20 protein-coding genes are annotated in these 24897 nt (G+C 65.5%); 2 read left to right on the top strand and 18 right to left on the bottom strand.

Annotated features, from left to right (window positions below; translation table 11 throughout):
* Positions 1-11: 11 nt before the first annotated feature.
* The 6 genes from GGD65_RS18290 to GGD65_RS18265 all read right to left on the bottom strand — a co-directional run bounded on the left by GGD65_RS18290 (position 12) and on the right by GGD65_RS18265 (position 8944).
* On the bottom strand, positions 12-1670 hold the full coding sequence (locus GGD65_RS18290; RefSeq protein ID WP_183236171.1) for a hydantoinase B/oxoprolinase family protein: 1659 nt from the start codon (positions 1668-1670) through the stop codon (positions 12-14).
* 2 nt (positions 1671-1672) lie between these two features.
* Positions 1673-3757 (bottom strand): hydantoinase/oxoprolinase family protein, encoded by a 2085-nt coding sequence (locus GGD65_RS18285; protein ID WP_183236170.1) that lies wholly within the window; start codon positions 3755-3757, stop codon positions 1673-1675.
* Between the two features lie 141 nt (positions 3758-3898).
* On the bottom strand, positions 3899-4720 hold the full coding sequence (locus tag GGD65_RS18280) for an NAD-dependent protein deacetylase (RefSeq protein ID WP_179738961.1): 822 nt from the start codon (positions 4718-4720) through the stop codon (positions 3899-3901).
* Positions 4721-4797: 77 nt separating this feature from the next.
* Complete coding sequence (locus GGD65_RS18275) at positions 4798-6597, bottom strand: cation:proton antiporter (RefSeq protein ID WP_183236169.1); 1800 nt, start codon at positions 6595-6597, stop codon at positions 4798-4800.
* A gap of 116 nt (positions 6598-6713) precedes the next feature.
* Positions 6714-7550: an SDR family oxidoreductase gene (locus GGD65_RS18270; RefSeq protein WP_183236168.1), complete on the bottom strand. Its 837-nt coding sequence runs from the start codon at positions 7548-7550 to the stop codon at positions 6714-6716.
* Positions 7551-7624: 74 nt separating this feature from the next.
* On the bottom strand, positions 7625-8944 hold the full coding sequence (locus GGD65_RS18265) for a solute carrier family 23 protein (protein ID WP_183236167.1): 1320 nt from the start codon (positions 8942-8944) through the stop codon (positions 7625-7627).
* Between the two features lie 140 nt (positions 8945-9084).
* On the opposite strand from GGD65_RS18265, the gene GGD65_RS18260 reads away from it, so the two are divergent.
* The gene (locus GGD65_RS18260; protein WP_179738953.1) at positions 9085-10419 is read left to right on the top strand and encodes a dicarboxylate/amino acid:cation symporter; all 1335 of its coding nucleotides are present in this window, start codon (positions 9085-9087) and stop codon (positions 10417-10419) included.
* 186 nt (positions 10420-10605) lie between these two features.
* Here the strand turns inward: GGD65_RS18260 and GGD65_RS18255 are convergent, their stop codons facing one another.
* The 10 genes from GGD65_RS18255 to GGD65_RS18210 form a co-directional block, all read right to left on the bottom strand.
* Positions 10606-12219 carry an ABC-F family ATP-binding cassette domain-containing protein gene (locus tag GGD65_RS18255; RefSeq protein ID WP_183236166.1) on the bottom strand — a complete coding sequence of 538 codons (1614 nt, stop codon included), beginning with the start codon at positions 12217-12219 and terminating at the stop codon, positions 10606-10608.
* Between the two features lie 163 nt (positions 12220-12382).
* On the bottom strand, positions 12383-12730 hold the full coding sequence (locus GGD65_RS18250; protein WP_027545617.1) for a RidA family protein: 348 nt from the start codon (positions 12728-12730) through the stop codon (positions 12383-12385).
* A gap of 218 nt (positions 12731-12948) precedes the next feature.
* A complete protein-coding gene (locus GGD65_RS18245) occupies positions 12949-14076 on the bottom strand; it encodes an FAD-binding oxidoreductase (protein WP_183236165.1) in 1128 nt (375 codons plus the stop codon).
* A complete protein-coding gene (locus GGD65_RS18240; protein ID WP_183236164.1) occupies positions 14073-15491 on the bottom strand; it encodes an NAD(P)/FAD-dependent oxidoreductase in 1419 nt (472 codons plus the stop codon). Before GGD65_RS18240 ends, GGD65_RS18245 begins: the two co-directional genes overlap by 4 nt.
* Entirely contained in the window at positions 15488-15784 is a 297-nt protein-coding gene (locus tag GGD65_RS18235; RefSeq protein WP_018317731.1) for a (2Fe-2S)-binding protein, read from the bottom strand. The genes GGD65_RS18240 and GGD65_RS18235 overlap by 4 nt, the downstream gene beginning before the upstream one ends.
* A 28-nt stretch (positions 15785-15812) precedes the next feature.
* Entirely contained in the window at positions 15813-16949 is a 1137-nt protein-coding gene (locus GGD65_RS18230) for an FAD-binding oxidoreductase (protein ID WP_183236163.1), read from the bottom strand.
* 8 nt (positions 16950-16957) lie between these two features.
* A complete protein-coding gene (locus GGD65_RS18225) occupies positions 16958-17767 on the bottom strand; it encodes an ABC transporter permease (RefSeq protein WP_183236162.1) in 810 nt (269 codons plus the stop codon).
* Positions 17764-18639, bottom strand: a complete 876-nt coding sequence (locus GGD65_RS18220; protein WP_183236161.1) for an ABC transporter permease — start codon at positions 18637-18639, stop codon at positions 17764-17766. The genes GGD65_RS18225 and GGD65_RS18220 overlap by 4 nt, the downstream gene beginning before the upstream one ends.
* Positions 18636-19676, bottom strand: coding sequence for an ABC transporter ATP-binding protein (locus tag GGD65_RS18215; RefSeq protein WP_183236160.1), 1041 nt, complete (start codon positions 19674-19676; stop codon positions 18636-18638). Before GGD65_RS18215 ends, GGD65_RS18220 begins: the two co-directional genes overlap by 4 nt.
* 26 nt (positions 19677-19702) lie before the next feature.
* A complete protein-coding gene (locus tag GGD65_RS18210) occupies positions 19703-20737 on the bottom strand; it encodes an ABC transporter substrate-binding protein (RefSeq protein ID WP_183236159.1) in 1035 nt (344 codons plus the stop codon).
* A gap of 271 nt (positions 20738-21008) precedes the next feature.
* Here GGD65_RS18210 and GGD65_RS18205 point away from each other — a divergent pair, with 271 nt between their 5' ends.
* The gene (locus tag GGD65_RS18205; protein ID WP_018317725.1) at positions 21009-21926 is read left to right on the top strand and encodes a LysR substrate-binding domain-containing protein; all 918 of its coding nucleotides are present in this window, start codon (positions 21009-21011) and stop codon (positions 21924-21926) included.
* Here the strand turns inward: GGD65_RS18205 and GGD65_RS18200 are convergent.
* Together GGD65_RS18200 and GGD65_RS18195 are read right to left on the bottom strand one after the other, a co-directional pair.
* On the bottom strand, positions 21916-23289 hold the full coding sequence (locus GGD65_RS18200) for an amidohydrolase family protein (RefSeq protein ID WP_183236158.1): 1374 nt from the start codon (positions 23287-23289) through the stop codon (positions 21916-21918). The two genes, GGD65_RS18205 and GGD65_RS18200, sit on opposite strands and share 11 nt — an antisense overlap.
* On the bottom strand, positions 23286-24869 hold the full coding sequence (locus GGD65_RS18195; RefSeq protein WP_183236157.1) for an ABC transporter substrate-binding protein: 1584 nt from the start codon (positions 24867-24869) through the stop codon (positions 23286-23288). The genes GGD65_RS18200 and GGD65_RS18195 overlap by 4 nt, the downstream gene beginning before the upstream one ends.
* Between the last annotated feature and the right edge of the window lie 28 nt (positions 24870-24897).

The raw sequence follows: 24897 nt of genomic DNA, 5'->3' as shown, positions 1-24897 counted from the left end.
GCACTGACATGTCAGCGCGCGTACCCATAAACTGCAGCCGCATTGTCGGCGGACACGAGCCCGCTTTCGATATCGTCCTTGACCGCCGCACGATCGCGCGTCGTGGGAGCACCGATGCCGGCGCCGCCGGGCGTCAGCACCACCAACCGGTCGTCCGGCGGCACCTGCTGAAAGCCTTTACCACGCAGCTTTTTTCCGGACTTGAGGCCGACATAGCCGGCCTCGCCGTTCTGGCCGCCATCGCGTCCGCGCGGCGGATGATCGATGCGGTCAAACGCCGCCAGGATGTCGAACGGCGCATCGACGCCGCTGCCGACCTCGATGATCTGCCCAAGGCCGCCGCGGGTGCGCCCTGCCCCGCCGGAATCCGGACGCAGCTCCTTGCGCCAGAAGATCAGCGGCGTCTGCGTCTCGGCGATCTCGACCGGTGTGCCGCGCACACCGCTGGGATAGGCGGTGGCCGACAGCCCGTCCTTGCCGAAGCGCGCACCGGTGCCGCCATTGGAGGTCACCGCCATCGAGAACCCGTAATTGCCGCCGACGCCGGAGCGGGTCTGGCCGCGCACGTTGAGATTCCACAGGCAGGAGGTGCCTTCTGCCGGAACGCGCTCGGGAATGATCTGACGCAGGCAGCCGAACACGACGTCGGGCAACATCTGGCCGATGATGTGGCGCGAGGCGACCGGCGCGGGCTTGGGCGCATTGAGGATCGCGCCTGCGGGTGCCGACACCGTCAACGGCGACAGCGAGCCGGCATTGTTGGGAATCTGCGACGCCACCACGCAGCCGAGCCCGAACACGGTGTAGGCGGTGGTGTAGGACAAGGGCACGTTGATGCCGAACTTCGAGGCTGCGGAGGTGCCGTCGAAATCGACATGGATGCCCGCATCCGAGATCGTCAGCGTCGCCGCCAGCGTCACCGGGGCATCATAGCCGTCGACCACCATGGTGTTGCGCCAGCTGCCCTTCGGCAGCTTTGCGATCTCGGCCAGCACGGCCTCGCGCGAACGGTCGCAGATGTAGTCGCCGAGCTCGTCGAGCGTGTCGATACCGAACTCGGTCATCATCTCGACCAGGCGCTCGCAGCCGACGTCGTTGCAGCCGGCCAGCGAATAGGTGTCGCCCTCGGTATCAATCGGCAGCCGCGTGTTGGTACGGATCATCGCCATCAGCGTCTCGTTGACGACGCCCTGGTCGATCAACTTCAGCATGGGGATGTAGAGCCCCTCCATGAACACGTCGGTGGCGTCGGGGCCGAAGCCGATGCCGCCGATGTCCATCAGGTGGCTGGTGCAGGAGAACAGCGCGACCGGCTTGCCGTCCTTGAAACACGGCGTCGTGACGACGAAGTCGTTGAGATGACCGGTGCCCATCCAGGGATCGTTGGTGATGTAGGCATCGCCCTCCTTCATCGTCTCGATCGGGAAATGGTTGATGAAGTGCTTGACCGACTCCGCCATCGAATTGACGTGACCGGGCGTGCCGGTCACCGCCTGCGCCAGCATCCGCCCCTTGAGGTCGAACACGCCGGCCGAGAGGTCGCCGCATTCGCGCACGATCGGGCTGAAGGCGGTGCGGAGCAGCACCTGCGCCTGCTCCTCGACCACGGCGATCAGCCGGTGCCACATGATCTGCAGGTCGATCAGGCTCGCGCCATTCGTCTTGCTCATGATCAGGCTGCCTTCCGTTCCATGACGATGCTGCCGGCACCGTCGATATGCGCGTCAAAACTGTTGGAGACGAAGGTGGAAGTCTCGTCCTCCGCGATCACGGCCGGGCCTGCGATGGTCGCCCCAGGCGCCATGTCCTCGCGGCGATAGAGCGGGATCTCGATCACCTCGCCGGCGCGGCCGTCGAAGAATTTGCGGCTGCCGATAGCCTTGCCGGCAGGCTTGCGCGTGACGGCGGCAACGGTGGACGGATTGCGCGCCTCGGTGGTCGCTAGCACCGACCAGCTCAGCACTTCGATGGCGGCGCCCGGAATCGGCCGCTCGAACATCGCGGAATAGTCCGCCTCGAACTTCTGGCGAAGGCCGGCGAGATCAGCCGTCGTCAGCCGCCGGTTCGGCAGCTCGACCGAGATCTCATGGCCTTGGCCGACATAGCGCATGAAGGCGGCACGGCGCTCGCGCACCGGCGCACCGGCGGCGCCAGGCTCGACCAGCGCGCGCGCTTCCGTCACCATCTCCTGCAGGAGATCCGACACCGCTTCGGTGTCGAAATCATCGAGCCGGACATGTCGGCTGCGCACCAGCTCATAAGCGATCGGTGCCGCAAGGAAACCGACGGCCGAGCCGACACCGGCATTCGACGGCACGATCACCCGGGAGGCGCCGATCTTCTCGGCAACGCGCGCCGCGTGCAACGGCGCGGCACCGCCAAAGGCGATCAGCGTGTGCTGGCCGACGATCTCGCCGCGCTCGACCGCATGGACGCGCGCCGCGCTCGCCATGTTCTCGCAGACGACCTCGTGCACGGCATAGGCCGCGGTTTCCGCCGACAGGCCGAGCGGCTCGCCGACATCGCGCAGCAACGCCTGCTTCGAAAGTTCCGGGTCGAGCTTGATCGTCCCGGCCGCGAACGCATCGGGATCGATCATGCCCAGCGCAACGTCCGCATCGGTCACGGCCGGACGCTGGCCGCCGCGGCCATAGCAGGCCGGGCCCGGCTCGGACGAGGCACTCTCGGGCCCGACGGTGACGCGCTTCATCGCATCGACATGCGCGATCGAGCCGCCGCCGGCGCCGATCTCGACCATCTCGATCACGGGAATACGCACCGGCAAGCCGGAGCCTTTGAGGAAACGCGCAGCGCGATCGACCTCGAATACGCGCGAGGTCTCGGGCTGGTACTTTTCGATCAGGCAGATCTTTGCCGTGGTGCCGCCCATATCGAAGGACAGGACCTTGCTCTCGCCAAGACGCGCCGCGATCTGCGCCGCGAAGATTGCGCCGCCGGCAGGCCCGGACTCGACGAGGCGCACCGGAAAGCGCCGTGCCGTCTCGATCGAGGTGACGCCGCCACCTGACGTGACGAGATAGATGGCGCCGCGGAACTGCTCGACCTGCAAGGCGTCGGCCATGCGGGCGAGATATCCGTCGATCAGGGGTTGCACATAGGCGTTCGCGACCGCTGTCGATGTGCGCTCATACTCGCGGATCTCCGGGCAAACGGCCGAGGACACCGTCACGGAGATGCCTGGCATCTCCTCGGCCAGGATCGCGGCCGCACGTCGCTCGTGCTCGGGATTGGCATAGGAGTGCAGGAAAGCGATCGCAACGCTCGCGACGCCCAGCTCACGCAATTTCGGCGCGAGTGCACGCACCGACGCTTCGTCGAGCGGGAGACGGACCGCGCCGTGGGCGTCGACGCGCTCGGGCACGGTGAAACGCAAACTGCGCGGCGCCAGCGGCCTCGGCTTGTCGATTCCGAGATCATATTGGTCGTAGCGGCTTTCGGTGCCGATATCGAGCACGTCGCGAAAGCCTTCGGTAGCGATCAGGGCCGTCTTGGCACCGCGGCGCTCGATGATGGCGTTGGTCGCCAGCGTGGTGCCGTGAATGAAGACGTCGATGTCGCTGATATGCGCGCGCGCATCGGCGAGAATGAGACGCATCCCGTCCAGCACGGCCTGTTCGGGACGCTGCGGCGTCGTCAGCACCTTGCGCGTCTTGCGATCCTGACCCACGTCCAGCACGATGTCGGTGAACGTGCCACCGATATCAACGGCAAGCCGCACCTCGGCTCCCTCAAGCATTCCAAATTCTCCGCGCTGATCGTCAAGACTGGGGTCGAAAGCGCAGCAATTTCCATGCCATGGACGACGAGGACAACGCCGCGCCCGGCCATTCTGCTTGGCACCTATGCAATAGGCAAGACGTGTTCGGCGCTGGCGCGATCAGAGCAGGAATGCAAGCGCCGCCTCGCAGCGCTCCTCGACCTTCAGCGTCAGGAGATCGTCGGCGCGGGTGCGTCCGAGATTGACCGCCGCGATCGGAATATTGCGCTGCGCGGCAGCCTGCACGAAGCGGAATCCGGAATAGACCATCAGTGAGGATCCGACGACGAGCATGGCATCAGCCTGCGCCAGATGATCCTTCGCGGTGGCGACGATGTCGCGGGGCACGTTCTCGCCGAAGAACACGACGTCGGGCTTGAGGATGCCGCCGCAGGCTTCGCAAGGAGGCACCTGGAAGGACGAAAAATCCTCGTGCTCCAGATCAGCGTCGCCATCGGGTGCATCGGCCGCATCGAGCGTCAGCCATGCCGCGTTCGCGCGACCAAGCGCGTGCTGAAACTCATCGCGCGGCGTCTTGCGGCCGCAGCCCATGCAGCGGACCAGGTCGAGCCGGCCATGCAGGTCGATCACCTGCCTATGGCCGGCGGACTGATGCAGCCGGTCGACATTCTGGGTCAGCAGCATCCCGCACCGGCCGTTGGCCTCGAGCCGGGCCAGCGCGTGATGCGCATCGTTCGGGCGAGCCTGGCCGAACCGCCGCCAGCCGATCAGACTGCGCGCCCAATAGCGCCGCCGCGTATGCTCGTCCGACATGAAGGACTGGAAGTTGACCGGCTGGGTCCGCTTCCAGTCGCCGTTGCTGTCGCGATAATCGGGAATGCCCGAATTGGTGCTGCAGCCGGCGCCGGTCAGCACGAACAGCTTTTCGTGCCGGCCGACGAAATCCTGGAGCGGGGAGCTTGCCCGTGGAGCGTTTGCCATGGCGCAGATGTAGTCTGCGCGGGCCGGTTTTGCCAGATCATCGCAGTCCGCGGCGCATAGCGACCCCGGATGGGCGGCTATCGCGGGGATTGGCGGCCGGTGAGATCGAGCGGACGCGCTTTCTCTTGTCCGGCAACGCGGGCGGCTTGCTGCAGCGTCAGCCGGAATTCATCCCGCTTCTCGTGCACCGAGGCTATCGCATGCCCGACCGCAACTCCGAGGCCGACCAGTGCGGCTTCGGAAAGCTGCAGGCTTGCCTCGATGGTTTCCGGCACCGCATCGGTTGCGCCGATCGCATAGAGGTGGCGGGCATGGTCGGCGTCCCGCGCACGTGAAACGATCAGCACATCCGGCCGCACCGCCCGGATCCGCTCGACGACAGCATCGATCGCCGGCCGCGACTGGATGGTAATGATCACACCGGTCGTCTGCATCAGGCCGCAAGCTTCGAGGAAACCCGGTTCCGTCGCGTCACCAAAATAGACCTTGTGGCCGTCGCGGCGGTCGCGCGCCACGGCGACTGCCTCGTGATCGACCGCGATGTAGTTCAGGCCGTGGCTGGTGAGCAGCGAACAGACGACTTTCCCAACGCGGCCGTAGCCGACCACGATGGCCTGCGCCCGATCGCCGGGCGGCCGAACCGCCAGTTCGGGATCGGGCGAGCGCTCAGGACCCAGCTTCGCGGCCAGTCGGCGTCCGAGCATGCTCAAGAGCGGCGTCAAGGCCATCGTCACCGCGGTGACGGCGACGGCAAAGCTCGACACGCGAGGCTCGATCAGACCGCCGGCCACCGCCATCCCGATGCTGACGAACGCGAATTCACCGACGGGGCCCAGCAGGAAGCCGATCTCGATCGCCGTCGCCCAGGACAGCTTGAAGAGCCGGCCGAGGAGGATGAGCACGATCGCCTTGCCGACGAGAATGCCGATGACCGCGGCCAGCAGCCAACCAGGCTCGCGCATGAACACGCGGAAGTCGATGGCCATGCCGACCGTGAAGAAGAAGATGCCCAGCAGCAGACCCTTGAACGGCTCGACGGTGGCCTCGATGGCCTTGCCATATTCGGTCTCCGCCAGCATCAGTCCCGCAACGAATGCTCCGAGCGCCATCGACAGGCCTGCCTGGTGCGCGGCAATCCCTGCGCCGACGATGACGAACAAGGTCGCGGCGACAAACAGCTCCGTCGAATGGGTGCCAGCAACCATCTGGAACAGCGGCCGCATCAGCAGCCGCCCGAGCAGAGTGAGGACAGCGACGGCCAGCGCGGCCTTCAGCATTGCGCTGGAGATGTGCGTCAACACCGAGTCGCCGCTGCCGGCGCCGAGCACCGAGACGAAAACCAGAATGGGAACGACTGCGAGGTCCTGGGCCAGCAGCACCGAGAAGGTCGCGCGGCCGGCAGTGGTCGCAAGTCGTTTCTCAGTGGACAAAAGCTCGAGCACGATCGCCGTCGAGGACAGCGCAAGGCTCGCGCCCAGGATGACGGCCGTATCCGAGCTCTGCCCGGTGAGAAGCGCCGCGCCAAAGATCATGGCGGACGTCGCCAGCACCTGCAGGCCGCCAAGCCCGAACACCAGGCGTCGCATCGTGACGAGCCGCCTGAAAGACAGCTCGAGCCCGATCAGGAACAGCAGGAATACGATGCCGAGATTGGCGATCCCCTCGACGTTCTGCGCGTCCGCGACGGTGAACCAGTACAGGAACGGAAGGTCCTTGACGAGCGAGCCGAGCCCGAGCGGGCCGAGAATGGCGCCGGCGCCGAGATAGCCCAGCACGGGATTGATGCCCCAATGGCGGACGATCGGCACCACGACACCGGCCGTGCCGAGGACCACCAGCGCGTCGCTGTAGGCATTGATGTTGATGCTTGTGGTCACGAGCCCTTCATGTGTCGACGCTTGCCAATAGCGGCAGCGTCGTCCACGGTCGATAGCACACGGCGCCGCAGACCCCTACCCGGACCAACCGCCATCCTCGCAGTCCCAAACCGAGATCAACTCGCCCAGTTCTCGCGAAACTCGGGGAATAGCGTCAGGCCTCCGCAAGCGTACAGGGTCTGCCCGGTGATGTAGCTCGCATCATCGGACGCGAGGAAGGCGAACACGGCGGCGATCTCCTCCGGCGTGCCAACGCGTCCCATGGGAATGTGGCTGGTGACGACGCCGCGCTTTTCGGGATCGCCGGTCCAGGCCGCGTTGATCGGCGTGTCGATCGCGCCAGGCCCGACCGCGTTGACGCGAATGCCGCGGCCGGCGAATTCCAGCGCCAGCGTGCGTGTCAGATTGGCCATGCCGCCCTTGCTGATCGAATAAGCGAGATAGCCGGGCTTCGGGATGATCTGGTGGACGCTCGAGCAGTTGATGATGGAGCCCCCTCCCCCGCGCGCCACGAAATGCGCGAGCGCCTTCTGCGCGCAGAGCACGGCACCGTTGAGATTGACGTCGATGATCCGGCGATAGGTCTCGACGTCGAGCGCCTCGCTCGGCGATTCCTTCTGGAAGCCGGCGTTATTGACGAGACAATCGAGACGTTTCCAGCGCGAAAGGATTGCCTCGAACATCGCAGCAATCTCTTGCCCGTCGGCGACATTGGCCTTGACGATGCAGTGATCGGGCGCGCCGTGGCCGCGATCACTCGAAGCGGCCCGCGCGAGCGCGAGCGTCTCCTCCGCCCGCTCATCGTGCTCGAAATAATTGATGGCGACGGTTGCGCCTTCCTGGGCGAGCCGGATGGCGACGGCGCGACCGATGCCTTGCGAGGCGCCGGTCACCAGGGCGTATTGGCCGACGAGGCGCGAGGGAAAGGAGGTCGAGCGATCGGTTTGCGGCATGGGTTTTCTCCGGGGATGCTCATCATCGACGGACGGCGCGTTTTGTTCCATCCCCTTTCGTGCATCGCTGGGATTCATTCCGCGCGGCGCGCGAGTGGCGACGTCAGAACCTGATAGAGGATGATGGCGCCAAAAGTTGCGGTGCCGATCCCGCCGATCGTGAACGCGCCGAATTTGAGCGTGAGGTCGCCCGCCCCGGCGGTCAGCGCCACGGCGACAGTGATCAGGTTTGCAGGATTGGCGAAGTCGACCTTGTTCTCGACCCAGATCCGGCCGGCCATCGCCGCAATCAGCCCGAACAGCACGATCGAGAGGCCGCCAATGACGGGCCCCGGGATCGACAGGATCAGCGCGCCGAATTTCGGCGAGAAGCCGAGCAGGATCGACACGATGGCGGCGAAGGCAAACAGCAATGTCGAATAGACCTTCGTCGCCGCCATCACGCCGATGTTTTCGGCATAGGTGGTGACGCCGGTGCCGCCGCCGCAGGCCGCCACGATGGTAGCCAAGCTGTCGGCGAACAGCGCGCGGCCGAGATAGGCGTCGAGACTCCGGCCCGTCATGGCGCCGACGGCCTTGATGTGACCGAGATTCTCGGCGACGAGAATGATCGCAACCGGCGCGATCAGGAAGATCGCATCGGCCTGGAATGTCGGCGTGGTGAAGCTCGGCATGCCGAGCCATGCCGCGGCCGAGAGTTGCGCGAAGTCGATCGGCTTGCCGAAGCCGAGGCCGTTGGCGAACAGCAGGTACAGAAGATATCCGCCGATCGCACCGAGGATGATCGGCAGGCGGCGCCACAAGCCTGGAGCTGCAACGGCAACCACGCCGATGATCAGGACGGTCGCGAGACCGATTCCGGTGTCGAACGCATTCGCGCTCACCGCCTTGACCGCCACGGGCGCGAGGTTGAGGCCGATCGCGGCGACCACGGCACCGGTGACGGCCGGCGGGAGCAGCCGCTCGATCCAGCCGACCCCCGACCACATCACGATCAGCGCGATCACACCATAGAGCACTCCGGCTCCGACGATGCCGCCGAGCGCGACCGAAATATTGGGATTCGCCCCCTGTCCGGCATAGCCTGTGGCCGCGATGACGACGGCGATGAAGGCGAAGCTCGAGCCGAGATAGCTCGGAACGCGACCGGCGACGATGACGAAGAAGATCAGCGTGCCGATGCCGGAGAAGAGGACGGCGACATTGGGATCGAAGCCCATCAGCAGCGGCGCGATGATCGTCGAGCCCGACATCGCGACGCAGTGCTGGAGACCGGAGACGATGGTCTGGCCCCATGACAGCCGCTCCTCCGGCATGATCACGCCCGAGGTCTTCAACGTCCAACGCGGGAAATAGCCTTGCTGTTGCCGGCCGGAGCCTGATGAAGTCGACATGTTCCCCCCAGTTGCGGTGCAGCGACCGATCTTCGTGCGAACAGACAAAAATGTGATTGTCGCTTCTGCGGCGACCATCACATGATGCAAGCCATGCAAGATCGAAATCACGCAAAATCAATGCGTTCCGGGGCCACTCTATGACACAAGTCGCGATCCAGCCAGCCATCCATCGCCGGCATCAGCCCTGGTACAAGATCCTCTACGTCCAGGTGCTGATCGCAATCGTGCTCGGCGTGCTGATCGGCTATTTCTACCCCGATCTCGGCAAGGCCTTGAAGCCGCTCGGCGACGGCTTCATCGCGCTGATCAAGATGATGATCGCGCCGGTGATCTTCTGCACTGTCGTGCACGGCATCTCCTCGATGGGCGACCTCAAGCGCGTCGGCCGGGTCGGGCTGAAGTCGCTGATCTATTTCGAGACGGTCTCGACCGTCGCGCTCGCGGTCGGCCTCCTGGTCGGCGAGATTCTCCAGCCCGGGCACGGCTTCAACATCGATCCCGCCACGATCGATCCGAACTCGGTGGCCACCTACGTCACCAAAGCCAAGGAAGAGGGCATCGTCGCCCATCTGATGGCGATCATCCCCGACAGCTATTTGGGCGCGATCGCGCGCGGCGACCTTTTGCAGGTGCTGCTGATCTCGATTCTGTCCGGCTTCGCCATCGCCTTCCTCGGCAAAGCCGGCGAGCCCATTGCGGACGCGATCGACAAGGCCGCAAAGATGTTCTTCGGCATCATCCGCATCATCGTGCGCGTCGCCCCGATCGGCGCGTTCGGCGCGATGGCCTTCACGGTCGGCGCCTACGGCCTCGGCTCGCTGATCAACCTCGCCGCCCTGATCGGCACGTTCTATCTCACCAGCATGCTGTTCGTGCTCGTGGTGTTAGGGGCGATCGCGCGGCTCGCCGGCTTCTCGATCCTCCGCTTCATCGCCTACATCAAGGACGAGCTGCTGATCGTGCTCGGCACCTCGTCCTCCGAGACGGTGCTGCCGCAGATGATCCAGAAGATGGAGCATCTCGGCGCCTCGCGCTCCGTGGTCGGCCTCGTGATTCCGACCGGCTACAGCTTCAACCTCGACGGCACCAACATCTACATGACGCTGGCGACGCTGTTTCTGGCGCAGGCGACCAACACGCATCTGACCATCTGGCAGGAGCTCGGCATCCTCGGCATCGCCATGATCACCTCGAAGGGCGCCTCGGGCGTGACCGGAGCAGGCTTCATCACGCTCGCCGCGACGCTGTCAATCGTGCCTGACATCCCGATCCAGTCGATCGCGATCCTGGTCGGCATCGACAAGTTCATGAGCGAATGCCGCGCGCTGACCAATCTGATCGGCAACGGCGTCGCCTGCATCGTCATCAGCATCTCCGAAGGCGAGCTCGATCGCGAGGCGCTGCATGAGACCATGGCCCATCCGCTCGAGATCGGCGAAGCGCTCGAGCCGGGCGGGAGTGCAGCATCGTAGGTTGCAAACCGGCCGGCTCAGCGCGATTCCGACGCGGTAGTTTCCCGGAGTGGTCAATTGCTGCGGGAAGCGTCACAACAGTTGCGTTGGGATCACGGATTGATACTCATTTTTTCCACCCGACGCGCTGGGGGCAGGGCGTCGGGTTTTTGAAAATCACTGCCATATCAGGACCGCCGGGCGGGATCAGACGATCCCGCCATGAGTGCGCAGGACCTTGGCGGCGAGATCGAGCCGTCGCGTGACCCCGATCGCCTGCAAGAACGCTTCATCATGACTGACGACGAGCAGCGCGCCGTCATAGGCGCTCAAGCCTGCTTCGACCGCTTCGATGGACTCGATGTCGAGATGATTGGTCGGCTCATCCAGGATCAGCAGCGACGGAGGCGATGACCCGCCCAGCACGCAAGCGAGGCCCGCGCGAAACATTTGCCCGCCACTGAGGCTTCCGGCTGCCTGTAAGGCGGCGTCGGCGCGAAACATGAACCGCGCCAGCGCGGCATGGCATTCGTTCGCGCCCGCCTTCGGATTGAGGCGCCGAAAATTGTCCAGGATGGAGAACGCGGGATCGAGCAGGCTGACCTTCTGATCGAACAGCGCGAAATCCGGCCTGACCCGCAGGGTGCCCGAGAGCGGACGCAGCTCGCCCGCGATCAGCTTCAGCAGTGTCGTCTTGCCGGAGCCGTTGGGCCCGACCAGCGCGACGCGCTCCGGACCGACGACGGCGAATGAGAGATCGCGCAGGACCGGTTGCTCCGGCCGGTAGCCGGCGCTGACGCCGTCGAGCCAAAGCACCTCCCTGCCGGCCGGCAGGCCGGTCACGGGCAGCTTGACGGAGAGCGGCTGAAGAATTTCGACGCGCCGGCGCGCCTCGTCGACGGCTTGAAGCGCCTCCGCGCGCTGCCGCTCGGCGATTTGTGCGGTCTTGCCGCCGGTATCCTCGCTGCGATCCTTGCGCGCCCCGGCCAGGATGCGCGGCATGTCGCCCTTGGCGCGCTTCTTCCTGCCGCCGCTGTCCTTGCGCGCTTTCTTCTCCGCGGCCTCCTGCGCCTTGCCGTCGATCTCGCATAGCCGCCTCTCGGCATGCGCGAGGTCGTGCCTGACGGCAGCGAGCTCGACGGCTTTCTGTTCGCGGTAACGGCTCCAATTGCCGCCGTATCGCGTGGCTCCGAGCGACGTCAGCTCGACGATCGCATCCATCGCTTCGAGTAGGTTGCGGTCGTGGCTGACGATGATCGCGCCACCGCGCCAGGCCGCGAGCAGATCGATCACGGCCTTGCGGCCGTCCCGGTCGAGGTTGTTGGTGGGCTCGTCCAGCAGCAGGAAGTCAGGCTCGGCAAAGACCAATGCGGCGAGACGGACCCGCGTGATCTGGCCGCCGGACAACCGCTCCAGTTCGGTCTCGGGAGCGAGATCGAACCCGAGACGTGCAAGGGCGACTTGCAAGCGCGCTTCGAGAGTCCAATCGACCTCGGCGAGGTCGTCGGCCGAAGCTTCGCCGCGCTCAGCCTGGCGAAGCAACGCGAGTTGATCCCGCGCTCCGAACAGATCGGCCACCGTCGCGCCCGCTGAGAGCTGGACATCCTGGCGCAGCAAGCCAACGGATCCGGTGACGGCGACATGTCCCGCGGGGGGACGGTGCTCCCCGGAGATCGATGCAAGCAGCGTGGTCTTCCCGACGCCATTGCGGCCGACGAGGCCGGTCCGCTCGGCGCCGAACGTCAGATTGAGGTTGGAAAAGAGAGAACGGCCGTCAGGCGTGCACAGCGACAGATTCGACAGGATGATTGAAGCAGGCATGGAATTCCCCGTGAGCAAGGCGGATGGGCTTTGCGGTCGGGGTAAAATCCATGGCTCTCGAATGTCCTGATTGAGGGAGCCTCTAAGTATTACCTTCCAAAGGCGAGATCAAGGCACCGCGCGAGGGACGACGGCGCGGAGAGCGCCGACGTCCCTGTCGCGTTCAGCCCTTCAGTGCGGTGACCACCACCTCGATCAGCGCGCTGCCGCCAAGATCGGCAACGCCGACCGTGGCGCGGGTCGGCAGATTGTCGCCGAAGAACTCGGTCCAGGCCGCGTCCATCTCCTTCTTCTTGGAGAGATCCGTGACGAAGATCGAGGCGCTGACGACGCGGCTCTTGTCGGTGCCGGCTTCCTTCAGATAGCCGGCGATCTTGCCGAGGATGTTGCGGGTCTGGTCACCCATCGAGACCGAGGTGTCGTCGGCGATGGTGCCGCCGAGGAAGACGAAGCCGTTGGCCTCGACGGCGCGGTGCATGATGGGCGTGCGGATGCTGCGGGTGATGCTCATGATGTCCTCTTGTTGTTAGAGCGTGACGAGATTAGGTCGAGATCGCGAAGACGGTGCGCTCCCTCTCCCGCTTGCGGGGGAGGGCTGGGGTGGGGGTGTCTCCACAATGAACACTCCCAGTGTGGAGAGAGCCCCCACCCGGCGCTACGCGCCGACCTCCCCCGCAAGCGGGAGAGGTTAGAACGAGCCCGTTGTGGGATTGATCCGACAAATTGGCCTCATGCTCCGAGCGTAGTGGGATGGAAGCGGTCGATGCCGAGATCACCGATGCGGGTCTGGGTGCCGCCGTTGACGATCAGCTCGGCCATCACGGCACCGGCGCCGGGGCCGAGCTGAAAGCCGTGCAGCGAGAAGCCGAACTGGTGATAGAGCCCCCTGTGGCGGCTGCTCGGCCCGAACACGGGAATATCGTCCTTCATCTTCGCTTCGATCCCGGCCCAGGCGCGGACGATCGTGGCGCTGCGCATCACCGGGAACAGCTCGAACACGGTGCGGGCGCTGATGGCGAGGCTCTTCCAGTCCAGCACCGTCTCGTTGCGATCCTGATCAGGCGTTGCCAGATGGCCGCCGCCGATCAGCACCGTGCCGTTGGAGAACTGCTTGAAGGACAACTTTCGCCCACGCAGGATCACGACGGGGTCGATGAAGTGCGGCACGCGCGAGGTGATCATCAGCATCGGCGCCACGGTCTCGACCGGCACGGGCTCGCCGAGCGCAGCCGCGATCTTGCCGGCCCAGGCGCCGGCGGCGTTCACCAGCACCGGCGCAGCAAAGGTTTCAGTGCCGACATCGACATGCCAGAGCCCATCGCTGTAGCGGATGTTGCTGGCGGCGACGCCCTCGCGCACGGTCGCACCCAGCTGTCCGGCCCTGCGGCGGAACGCCGTCGTCGTCTGCGCCGGATTGGCGGCACCGTCGCGGCGTGAGACCACGCCGCCGGGACAGCTTTCAGCCACCGCCGGCACCAGCCGGCGCAATTCAGTCGCGTCGATCAGCTCTTCGTGGGTGAAGCCGAGCGCATTGAGTTCGGCCACGCGCGCGCGGCAAACGCTGAGCTCCTCCTCGTTCTCGGCGACCAGCACCTGGCCGTGGCTCTCGAAGCTGCAATCGTCGTCGAGCAGATCCCTGATCTTCTCCCAGATTCCCATCGAGCGGATCGAAAGCGGAATCTCCGGGATGTGTCGCGCGAGCTGGCGGACGCCGCCAGCATTGACGCCGGAGGCGTGGCGTCCGGCATAATCCTTCTCGATCAGCACCGGCTTGAGGCCGGCAAGGCACAAATGCAGCGCGGTGGAGCATCCGTGGATGCCGCCGCCGACGACGATCGCATCCACGCATCTTGTCATCCGCGCACCACCGCCTTGACGTCAGCCTCGCTCTTCGGAACGGCCGCGAGCTCGGCGAGCGTGATCGGCTTCACCGGCGCGCGCAGCCGGTAATAGCCGATCTCCTGCGGAGTCTTGCCGCGCGCCTGCGCCATCAGCTCGGTGACGGTGAGGCCGCAGAGCCGGCCCTGGCACGGGCCCATGCCGGTGCGGCGATAGGCCTTGAGCTGGTTCGGCCCGGTCGCGCCGATCGCGACGGAATCGAGGACGTCCTTTGCGGTCACCTCTTCGCAGCGACAGACGATGGTGTCGCCCGAGGGAATCCGGAACTGCGGCGCCGGGCGGAACAGCGTGTCGAGGAAGACGCGGCCGCGCTCGGCCCTGGCGAGATCGGAACGGAGCGTCGCCATCGCTGCGAGTTTTGCGGCAGCCGCAGGAGCCAGAGCCTCCACGGCCGCGCGCGCCGCGATACGGCCGCGCACCACAGCCGCATTGGCACCACCGATGCCGGCGCCGTCGCCCGCGATCGCAATGCCGGCGACCGATGAACTGCCGCTGGCATCCAGCACCGGCGACCAGCACAGTTGCAGATCGTCCCAGCGATGCTCGACACCGGCTGCCATCGCGAGGTTGACGTTGGGCACGACGCCCTGATGCAGCAGCAGCAAATCCGCGGGAATGGTGTCGCGCTTGCCGCCGGCGACATAGCTCACGCTGGCGAGCTGGCCCTCGCCAGCCGCCGAGAGCTCCGTGACGCCGGAGACGACCTGCACCTTCGCCTTCACCTCGCGCATCATCGCGAGGCCCTTGGTGAAATAGGGTGAGGTCAGGAATGCGAAGGCGTGCGGAAGCGCCGCGAAGTAATTGCCGCGCTCGGTGGTGTCGAGGATGCGGTCGATGCGGCCGCCGAGGCGCAGGATCTGCGCGGCGAGCAGCCACAGCAGCGGCCCCTGCCCTGCGATCACCGTGCGGCCATCAGGCACCAGCGCCGATGATTTCAGCATGGTCTGCGCCGCACCCCCGGTCATCACGCCCGGCAGCGTCCAGCCGGGAATCGGAAACGGCCGCTCCAGTGCGCCGGTCGCGAGGATCACACGCTGCGCCTTGACGAAGGCGGACGCGCCGCCGACCGAGACGGCGATCTCGAGGTTGCGGTCCAGGCTCCAGACCGTGGCACGGTGGATGACCTCGGCGCTGGTCGTACGCAGCGCCTGCACGAGATCGGCACCGACCCAATAATCGGCGCCGAGTTGATTGCGATCGGTCACCGGTGTGGACGAAATTGCGCGGAACACCTGGCCGCCCGGGCCGATGTTCTCGTCGAGCAGCAACGTCGAGAGGCCGGCTTCGGCGGAGGTCGCAGCGGCAGCAAGGCCCGCTGGCCCGGCGCCGATCACCACGACATCATAGGCTTCGCGTTTGGGAGCCACAGTCATTTTCCGATCTCCCGCTTGCCCTTCTGAATCTCGATCTGCATACCCTCGGCGACAGGCACGAGGCAGCCCTGGCGGTTGCCGACACCGTCGATGGTGACGAGGCAGTCGAAGCAGACGCCCATCATGCAATAGGGCAGACGCGGCGCGCCGCTCACCGCAGTCGAACGCCGCGCGTCCAAGCCGGAGGCAAGCAGCGCGGCAGAGACGGTGTCGCCCTGGCGCGCGGCGACGGCAACGCCGTCGACGAGGATCTGCACCTGCGGACGTTTGTCCTGTTCGGATCTCTTAAACATGGGATGCCTCGTGGCTCCTTAAAATTCTCTAATAGCCGCTGTTGTTCGCAGCACCCGCGTCGCCGAAGCGGCTGGCGGAGAACGCACCGACCAGCTCCGGCTCGAGCGCGCCTTGTGCGACCATGCGCGCGATCTCGAAGGCATGGTTGGAGGCCAGCGTCACGCCGGAATGGCAGCAGGCGACGAATGCGCCGGGATGCGTCTCCGACTGGTCGTAGATCGGAAACCCGTCCTGCGGCATGACGCGGATGCCGGCCCAGCTCCTGACCACGTTGAGCCGCGAGAGATGCGGGAACATGCGCTGCGCGCGATCGGTCATCACGGCGCTGATCGAATGCTTCAGCGCGCGATCGTCGAGCTCGTCCTCCTTGCTGTCGCCGATCATCACGGTGCCCTCGTCGGTCTGGCGGATCGTGGTCAGGGGATGCGGCAGGAACGGCATGGTGCGCTCGGTCACCACGATCTGGCCGCGGGTCGGGCCCATCGGCGCGTAGAGGCCGACCATCGGCGCCAGCGTCTGGTTGGCATTGCCGGCAGCGAGCACGATCTTGGCCGCGCGCAGCTCGCCCTTCGGCGTGGTCAGGTGGAATTCGCCGCCGCTCTTGCTGATCGCCGAGACCGGACGCTCCGGGAAATAGTCGATGCCGAATGCCCTGAAGCCGGTGTGAAAGGCGCGGAACGTGCGCAGCGAATTGACGTGGCCGTCGAGCGGGCAATAGCTGCCACCGGAAACCTCCGGTCCGATCAGCGGCAGCGACTTCTTCACCTCGGATGCGGAGAGCATCTCCATCTTGTAGTCGGCGGCACCGGCCTGGTTGTGCATCCGCTTGACCAGCTCGGTTCGCTGGCCGAACTCGTCCTCGCCGAGGGTGAGGTGAAAGCCGCCATTCTGCTGAAGCGAGACATCAAGGCCAGTCTGCTGTTTCAGCTCGGAAGCAAGCCGAGCCCACGCCTGCGACGCCTGCACGGTCCACACCGTATAGGCTGGCATGCCGAGCCCCTTGCTCTGCACCCACACCAGCGCGAAATTCGCGCGCGAGGCGCGCTTGGTGATGTCGCCCTCGTCGAGCACGGCAACGGACTTGCCGAGCCGGCCGAGGCCCCAGGCAATGGCGGAGCCGAGCAATCCGCCGCCGACCACGGCGACGTCGTAATCCGTTCGCATAAGTTCTCCTATCGCCCCGTATCGCCGCCCTTGCCGGCGAGCACACGGTCGAGCCCGTAGAAGCGGTCGAGCAGAATGAGAGCGGTCATGGTAACAGCGATCACGCAGGCCGAGACCGACGTCACCAGCGGATCGATGTTGTCCTGGATATAAAGGAACATGCGCACCGGCAACGTCTCGGTGCCGGGTGCCGCGAGGAAGACGGTCATGGTCAGATCGTCGAAGGACTGGATGAAGGCGAGCGCCCAGCCGCTGATGACGCCGGGCAGGATCAGCGGCAGGGTCACGCGGCGAAACAGCGTCCAGCCGCCGGCGCCGAGCGAGACCGCGGCTATCTCGACCGTGCGGTCCATGCCCGTCGCGGCCGCAAGCGTCAGCCGCAGCGCGAACGGAAACACGATGATGACATGCGCGATGATCAGCGCGGCAAAACTGCCGCCGAGGCCAGCCGAGGTGAAGAAGCGCAGGAAAGCGATGCCGAGCACGACATGCGGGATCATCAGCGGCGAGAGGAACAGCGCGGCCAGCGCATCACGGCCGCGGAATCGATAGCGCGCGATCGCCATTGCCGCCGGCACCGCGAACAGCAGCGCGACGAATGATGATAGCGCACCGAGGCCAAGGCTGACCCAGAAGGCGTGGATGAATTCGGGATAGTTCGCGATCGTCTTGAACCAGCGCAGCGAGAAGCCGTTGGTCGGCAGCGACAGGAAGCCTTCGGGCGTGAAGGCGACGAGACAGACCACCAGGATCGGCGCCACCATGACGATAACGAAGAAGGTATGAAAGATCAGCGCCAGCGGGCCGTTCCGTCTCATCGGAACACCTCGGCGTATCGCCGCTCAATCAGCGTGTTGCTGCCGACGACGATCAGCACCAGCGCGACCAGCAGGAGCGTGGCGACCGCCGCACCCAGCGGCCAGTTCAGCGTGTTGAGAAATTCGTCATAGGCCAGCGTCGCCGCGACCTTGAGCCGGCGGCCGCCGATGATCGCGGGCGTCGCAAACGCGCTGGCCGAGAGCGAAAACACGATGATCGCACCCGACAGCACACCCGGCATGATCTGCGGCATGATGATGCGCCGGATGATGGTGGCGGGACCCGCACCGAGCGACATCGCGGCATTCTCGATCTGCGGATCAAGCCGCTGCAGCGCCGCCCACACCGAGAGCACCATGAACGGCATCATCACATGTGCGAGCGCGATGATCATGCCCGTCTCGGTAAACATGAAGGGAATGGGGGAACGCATCACCCCGAGCGACATCAGGAGCTTGTTGACGAGGCCGTTGTTGCCGCCAAACAGCAGCGCCCAGCCCAGCGTGCGCGCCACCACGGAGATCAAGAGCGGCCCGAGAATGACCAGCAGGAAAAAACTCTTCCAGCGCCCGCTCATGCGGTTGAGGATGTAGGCTTCGGGTGCCCCGAGCAGCGCGGTGAGCAGCGTGGTCAGGATCGCGATCCGAAAGGTCCGCCAGAACATTTCGGCGTAATAGGGATCGGTCGCGATCTCGTGCCAGTTCTTGAGGATGAAGACCGGCTCGATGCCCTTGTATTGGCCCCAATCGTGGAACGACAGCATCACGGTCATTGCCAGCGGAATCAGCAGCACACCGACGAACAGCATCAGGGCGGGCGCCGTCAGCGCCCATGGCGCACGCGGGCTGCGCTCCTCGGCGACCGCGCTCATGCGCCGGCCCTCGCGCGGACGCTCATGTCTTCGGGTCGCCAGGCGAGGTGAACCGCCTCGCCCTCGGCCGGCTGCGCCTTGCCGTCATTCTGGCGGATCACGATCGCGGGGCCGCATTCGCTGTCGCACTGGAACAGCCAGTGATTGCCCTGGAAGATGCGCGTGACGATCTTTGCGCTGAGGCCGGCATCGCCGAAGCCGATTCTTTCAGGGCGGATGCTGACAGTGACGGGGCCGCTGAGGCCCGCCGGGGCCGGCGCACTCCAGGAGCCCGCTGTCACCCGCGCTGGCGTGGCGGTCCGATCGACCGCCGCGGCAAAATCGTTGGTCTTGCCCAGGAACTGCGAGACGAAGGCCGAGGCCGGCTTCTCATAGGTCTCCTGCGGCGTGCCGATCTGCTCGATCTTGCCCTGGCTCATCACCACGATGCGGTCGGACAACGACATCGCCTCGTTCTGGTCATGGGTCACGAGGATCGTGGTGGTGCCGATGGTGCGCTGGATCTGGCGCAGCTCGATCTGCATCTCCTCGCGCAGTTTTGCGTCGAGATTGGACAGCGGCTCGTCGAGCAAGAGCACGCTCGGCTTGATCACCAGCGCGCGGGCGAGTGCCACGCGCTGCTGCTGGCCGCCGGACATGCGGCGGGGATGACGGTCCTCAAAGCCGGCGAGGCCGACCATCGCGAGCGCGGCACGGACGCGCTCGGCTCGTTCAGTGCGCGGCACATTGCGCATCTCGAGACCGAAGGCGACATTCTCTGCCGCCGTCATGTGCGGAAACAGCGCGTAGCTTTGGAACACGATGCCGAGCCCGCGCTTGGCCGGATGGATCGCGGTCAAGTCCTTGCCCTCGAGGCGGATGGCGCCGCGCGTGGGATCGAGGAAACCCGCGATCATCTGCAACGTCGTGGTCTTCCCGCAGCCGGAAGGGCCGAGGAAGGAGATGAACTCCCCCTTCCTCACGGCGAGACTGAAGTCGTCGACTACAGTCTGCGCCCCGAACTGCTTGGCGACCCGATCGAGCTCGAGATAGGCCATACGCTGTCTCCGCTGCGACGATCAGGTCAACGCTCGACCTCGCGATTCCAGCGCTTGGTCCACTCCTCGCGCTTCTCGTTGATGACGGTCCAGTCCGGATTATAGAGCTTGGCCGCACGCTCGCCGATCGGCGCCATCTTGCCGAGCTCGGGCGGGATCACCAGCGATTTCAGCACCGGGCCGTAGCCGTAATCCTTCAGCATCACGAGCTGGATTTTTGGGTCGAGCAGCATCTTGACGAAGCTTGCTGCCAGCGGCGAGGCGTTGGGCTTGGTGATCGGACAGGCCGTCGTCAGCAGCGTCGCGGCGCCTTCCTTCGGGTAGACGAAGTCGACAGGGAAGCCGGTGTTGGCAAAGCTCTGCACGCGGCCGGTGCCCCACACCGCGATCACGGCCTGGCCGGACTGGAACAGCTCGGTCATCTTGCCCGGCGACGGCTCGTAAGCGAGCACGTTCGGATTGATCTGTTCCTTGAATATCTTGAAACCGGAATCGACATTGGTCTCGCCGCCGCCGTTCATCTTCGACAGCATCACCAGCGCTTCGAGACCGTAGGTGTTGTTGATCGGCGGGATCACGAGTTGCTTGGCGTATTTCGTGTCCTTCAGGTCGTTCCAGGAGGTCGGCGGCGCCCAGCCTTTCTCCTTGAACACCTTGGTGTTGTACATCAGCCCGGTCGCGACGATGCCGATCGCGACGGCACGATCGTCCTTGAAGCGCGCGGTGTCGTAGAGATCGGCGGGCAGGCTATCGAGCTTGCCGCAGAAGCCGAGCTGAATCGCCTGGTACATCGGGCCGTCATCGACGATGGCAACGTCGATCTGCTGGTTGCCCTTCTGCGCCTGGAGTTTTGCCAGCGTGTCGGTGGAGTTGCCGGCAACGTATTCGACCTTGACGCCGTTCTCCTTCTCGAAGGCAGGGATCACCTCATCGCGGATCGTCTTCTCGAACGAGCCGCCATAGCCGGCGACGTAGAGCGTCTTTTGCTGGGCCGAAGCGACTGAGGGGGCGGCAATGAGCGCTGCGATGCTGACCGCGGTCAGAAGGCGAAGAGTCTTCATGTGGACCGATCTCCATACCGGAATGAGGTGACGTGCCGACGAGTCTCGCTGGCTGAAGCCTCTTCCGCATTTCCTTCCGCGCAATCCCGTCTCCAAACAGGGCTCCGGCGCCCATTCGGCGGGTTTTGGCGCGATCTGGAGGCTTGAACCCCTCCAATCTGCCGAAAAAGCGGGCTGTCTCCAGTCCTGATGAAAAAGATCGCAACCTATACTTCCATCGTCCAATGAATAATGGCAACCTCTGTATGCCTAAATGTTATGGATGTTTGGAATGGCGCGGATCAATTCGCGGCAGGTGGAGGCCTTCCGCGCGACCATGCTGACCGGCAGCGTCACCGAGGCCGCGAAGCTGATGGTGGTGACGCAGCCGGCTGTCAGCCGGTTGCTGCGCGACTTCCAGGCGCTGTTGAAGATGGAGCTGTTCGAGCGGCGCGGCACCGGCCTCGTGCCGACCGCCGCGGCAATGGCGCTCTACACCGAGGTCGAACGGTCCTTCGTCGGTCTCGAACGCATCACGGCTGCGGCCGAAGAAATCCGGGGACGCCGGACCGGCTCGCTGCGCATCGCCGCGCTGCCGGCGCTGGCGAACGGCTATCTGCCGCGGCTTGCCGGGCACTTCCTGATGGAACGGCCCAACCTCAACCTGGCCTTCTTCGGAGTGATCTCGCCGATTGTGGTCGACTGGGTTTTGAACAATCAATGCGACATCGGCTTCGCCGAGGTGCCGATTGCCCATTCCGGCCTGCCGAGCCTGCGGCTGCCGGCGCTGGCGCGCGTCGCGGTGCTGCCGACCGGACATCGCCTCGCGGAGAAAGAAGTGCTGGAGCCACGCGATTTCGAGGGTGAGACGTTCATCTCGCTGTCGGCGGGATCGTCGAGCCGCCACCTCGTCGACCAGGTCTTTCACCGCAGCGACGTCCGCCGCGTGTTGCGGGTGGAGACCACGCTGTCGGAGATCATGTGCGGGATGGTGTCATCCGGGCTCGGGGTCTCGATCTGCGATCCCTTCACCGCGCAGGAATTTGCCACCCGCGGCGTCGTCGTGCGGCGCTTCCTGCCGCGCATCGACTTCGAATTCTCGGCGGTATTTCCGGCACAGCGCAGTCCGTCGCCGGTGGCGCTGGATCTGGTGGAGACCATGCGCAAGGCGCTGATGGAGTTCGAGGGCGGCGCTGGTCTCAGCCGTTGAACGCCGCCTGCGCCTCCGGCAAATCCCAGATCTTGCCGATCGCGGCGCTGCCTGCTGCGGTGATCGCCGCTTCGTCGGCGCCGAGATAGCGGCCGGCATCGATCAGCACGCGGCCATCGACCACGACCTGATCGATATTGGCACGGTTGGCGAGCGCGATCAGCGCGCGGCGGGGATCGAACAGCGGCTGGAGATGCGGGTGGGTGAGATCGACCACGGTCAGATCGGCGGTTGCACCCGGCTCGATCCGACCGAGGTCCGGCCGCTTGATGACGTTGGCGGCGACCGCCGTGTTCGCCTCGATCAGCTGCGGCGAATTGGCGACGTCGGGACGCGCCGAGGTGATCTTGGAGATCATCGACGCCGCATTGAGCTCGCCGAGCAGATCCATGTTGTAGCCGTCGGTGCCGACCACGGTGCGCACGCCATGCTCGGCGAACCGGCTGAAGGCCGCGGTGACGCCGGCGCGCGCGAACACGCGCGGGCAGTTCAGCACGGTCATGCCGCGCGCGGCCATCAGCTTGAGATCGTCGTCGGTGCTGAACATGCAATGCGCGGCCATCAGGTCGGGCGCGAGCAGGCCGAGCCAGTCCAGATACTCCGCCGGCGTGCGGCCGCCATAACGCTTGCCGATGGTCTCGACCTCGGCGCGGCTCTGCGCCATATGCGTCGTGATGGGCACGCCGAGCTCGCGCGCTCGCGCGGCGCAGGCTTTGAGCAGATCGGGGCCGCAGGTGTCGGTGGCGTGCGGGCTCATGGCGAGGCCGATGCGGCCATGGCCGCGCTTGTTCCAGCGCTGGTAGAGCGCATCCCAGGTCGCCATGTCAGCGGCGCCGTCATCGCCGGAATAGCGCACCACGCCGTCAAGGCCCGCCTTGGCGTCGGACGTCGAGAACAGATAGGGCGCACCATAGAACCGGATGCCCATCTCCTCGGCGGCGTCGAACATCTCCGGAATCGAATTCCGGAACGGCTCCATCACCGTGGTGGCGCCGCCCTTGAGCAGCTGGAGGATGCCGAGCCGCGCCACCGCCATACGTTCTTCCGCCGACAGCAGATCGGCGCCACGCTTGGTCAGCGGCAACAGCACCGTGTAGACGATGCTCTGGTTGTTCTTGCGGCCGTTGCCGTCCTCGGTGTGGCTGCGCGCTACCGCCTCGCTGAAACAGTGATTGTGCAGGTTGAGGAGGCCCGGCAGCACGAAGCGGCCCGGGCGGTCGTAGACCTCATCCGCGCGCGGCTTGTCGCCCGTGACCGCGGCGATCTTCTTGCCTTCGATCAGGACCCAATGGTCGCGCAGCACATCCTGCGCGCCGTCTTTCCGTGACAGCACATAGCTGCCGAAGATTGCTGTGGTGCTCATGCTGGGCGTACGTTCCAGAAGACGGCGGTGCCGTCGAGAATGCCGGTGATGGCTTTGCGATAGGCGGTCGGCTGCTTGTACAGGCCGATCGGGATGTAGGGAATCTCCTCGAACGCCACTGCCTGGACCTGACGGCAGATGCGCTGCTGCTCGGCGAGCTCGGACGCCGCCAGCCACTGGCTGCGCAAGGGCCCCATCTTCTCGCTCGCATACCAGCCGGCGACCTTGCCTTCGCCGCGGATGTTGGTGTTGCCGGCCGGGTTGAGCCAGTCGATGCCCTGCCAATTGCCGACCGCCGCACTCCAGCCGCCCTGCCCGATCGGGTCCTTCTTGAGCTGGCGCTGCAACACGACGGCGAAGTCGAGCCCGGCATATTCGACGTTCATGCCGGCCTTGCGCAAGCTATCGACCGCGATCTCGCCGAGCGGCTTCTGCGCCAGCGAATTGGTGGGCACAAGCACCACGATCTTCTCGCCATTATAACCGGCCGCCTTCAGATCGGCCTTGACCTTGGCGTAGTCGCGGGGCCCGCGGAACACGTCGAGCCCGACCTCGCTCGCCATCGGCGTGCCGGGCGCGAAGTAGCCGATCGGCGAGACCTGGAAGGCGGGATCGACGCCGGCCACGGCCGTCATGAACGCGGACTGGTCGATCGCGCCGAGCAGTGCGCGGCGGATGGCGGGATTGTCGAACGGCGGCTGCAGGTGATTGAGGCGCAGCATGCAGGCGTAACCTCTGGGATCGAGGATGCGCGTCTCGATGTCACCGGCGGCCTTGATCACCGGCAACAAATCATGCGGCGTGGTCTCCTGCCAGTCCTGCTCGCCTGTCTGCAGCGCGGCAACGCCGGTGCCGGCATCGGGCGTGGTGGTCCAGACCACGCGATCATAGTGCACGATCTTCGGACCCGCGGTCCAATCCGGCTTGCCGTCCGTGCGCGGCTGATAGCGCTCGAACTTCGCATAGGCGTTGCGCGCACCCTGCACGCGCTCGTCGGCGAGGTAGTGGAACGGGCCGCTGCCGATCACCTCGGTCAGCGGCTTGAACGGATCCTGGCTCGCCAGCCGCTCCGGCATCATGAAGCAGGCATTGATTGCGGCCTTGCCGAGTGCCTGCGGCAACAGCGGGAACGGACGCTTGAGACGAAAGCGGATGATGCGGTCGTCGGCGGCGGACAGCTCGTCGGTCGCCTCCATCAGCTCACCGCCAAAACCGTCGCGTGCGGCCCAGCGGCGGATGCTCGCCACGCAGTCGCGCGCGAGCACGCGCTCGCCATCGTGCCAGAACAGGCCGTCGCGCAAGCTGAGGTCCCACTGCAGCCCGTCACCGGAAATGACATGACCCGACAGCATCTGCGGCGAGACCTGGAGCGAGGCGCTCATGCCATAGAGCGTGTCGTAGACCATGAAGCCGTGGTTCCGCGACACCTGCGCGGTCGAGTAGATGGGATCGACGAAAGCGAGGTCGATCACGGGGATGAAGCGCAGCGTGGATTGGGATTCGGCACGCACGATGCCCGGCAGCGAAAGCGCCGGCATGGCTGCGGCAGCCCTAAGGAGCGAACGGCGGGAGATAGACATTACGAGAGGCTCCTGAGTGCGGTGACAT

It is taken from the genome of Bradyrhizobium sp. CIR18, from assembly GCF_014198295.1.
In the GTDB taxonomy this organism is placed as follows: Bacteria; Pseudomonadota; Alphaproteobacteria; order Rhizobiales; family Xanthobacteraceae; genus Bradyrhizobium.
Note: the sequence above shows the minus strand (reverse complement) of the source record. Positions and strands in the feature narration are given on the sequence as shown.

Bases quoted from the DNA above. Each gene is read 5' to 3' on its own strand.
- GGD65_RS18245 (WP_183236165.1), bottom strand. From the start codon at position 14,076: ATGACAAGATGCGTGGATGCGATCGTCGTCGGCGGCGGCATCCACGGA.
- GGD65_RS18220 (WP_183236161.1), bottom strand. From the start codon at position 18,639: ATGAGCGCGGTCGCCGAGGAGCGCAGCCCGCGTGCGCCATGGGCGCTG.
- GGD65_RS18225 (WP_183236162.1), bottom strand. From the start codon at position 17,767: ATGAGACGGAACGGCCCGCTGGCGCTGATCTTTCATACCTTCTTCGTT.
- GGD65_RS18240 (WP_183236164.1), bottom strand. From the start codon at position 15,491: ATGACTGTGGCTCCCAAACGCGAAGCCTATGATGTCGTGGTGATCGGC.
- GGD65_RS18285 (WP_183236170.1), bottom strand. From the start codon at position 3,757: ATGCTTGAGGGAGCCGAGGTGCGGCTTGCCGTTGATATCGGTGGCACG.
- GGD65_RS18205 (WP_018317725.1), top strand. From the start codon at position 21,009: ATGGCGCGGATCAATTCGCGGCAGGTGGAGGCCTTCCGCGCGACCATG.
- GGD65_RS18290 (WP_183236171.1), bottom strand. From the start codon at position 1,670: ATGAGCAAGACGAATGGCGCGAGCCTGATCGACCTGCAGATCATGTGG.
- GGD65_RS18200 (WP_183236158.1), bottom strand. From the start codon at position 23,289: ATGAGCACCACAGCAATCTTCGGCAGCTATGTGCTGTCACGGAAAGAC.
- GGD65_RS18250 (WP_027545617.1), bottom strand. From the start codon at position 12,730: ATGAGCATCACCCGCAGCATCCGCACGCCCATCATGCACCGCGCCGTC.
- GGD65_RS18235 (WP_018317731.1), bottom strand. From the start codon at position 15,784: ATGTTTAAGAGATCCGAACAGGACAAACGTCCGCAGGTGCAGATCCTC.
- GGD65_RS18210 (WP_183236159.1), bottom strand. From the start codon at position 20,737: ATGAAGACTCTTCGCCTTCTGACCGCGGTCAGCATCGCAGCGCTCATT.
- GGD65_RS18215 (WP_183236160.1), bottom strand. From the start codon at position 19,676: ATGGCCTATCTCGAGCTCGATCGGGTCGCCAAGCAGTTCGGGGCGCAG.
- GGD65_RS18260 (WP_179738953.1), top strand. From the start codon at position 9,085: ATGACACAAGTCGCGATCCAGCCAGCCATCCATCGCCGGCATCAGCCC.
- GGD65_RS18255 (WP_183236166.1), bottom strand. From the start codon at position 12,219: ATGCCTGCTTCAATCATCCTGTCGAATCTGTCGCTGTGCACGCCTGAC.
- GGD65_RS18230 (WP_183236163.1), bottom strand. From the start codon at position 16,949: ATGCGAACGGATTACGACGTCGCCGTGGTCGGCGGCGGATTGCTCGGC.
- GGD65_RS18265 (WP_183236167.1), bottom strand. From the start codon at position 8,944: ATGTCGACTTCATCAGGCTCCGGCCGGCAACAGCAAGGCTATTTCCCG.
- GGD65_RS18195 (WP_183236157.1), bottom strand. From the start codon at position 24,869: ATGTCTATCTCCCGCCGTTCGCTCCTTAGGGCTGCCGCAGCCATGCCG.
- GGD65_RS18270 (WP_183236168.1), bottom strand. From the start codon at position 7,550: ATGCCGCAAACCGATCGCTCGACCTCCTTTCCCTCGCGCCTCGTCGGC.
- GGD65_RS18280 (WP_179738961.1), bottom strand. From the start codon at position 4,720: ATGGCAAACGCTCCACGGGCAAGCTCCCCGCTCCAGGATTTCGTCGGC.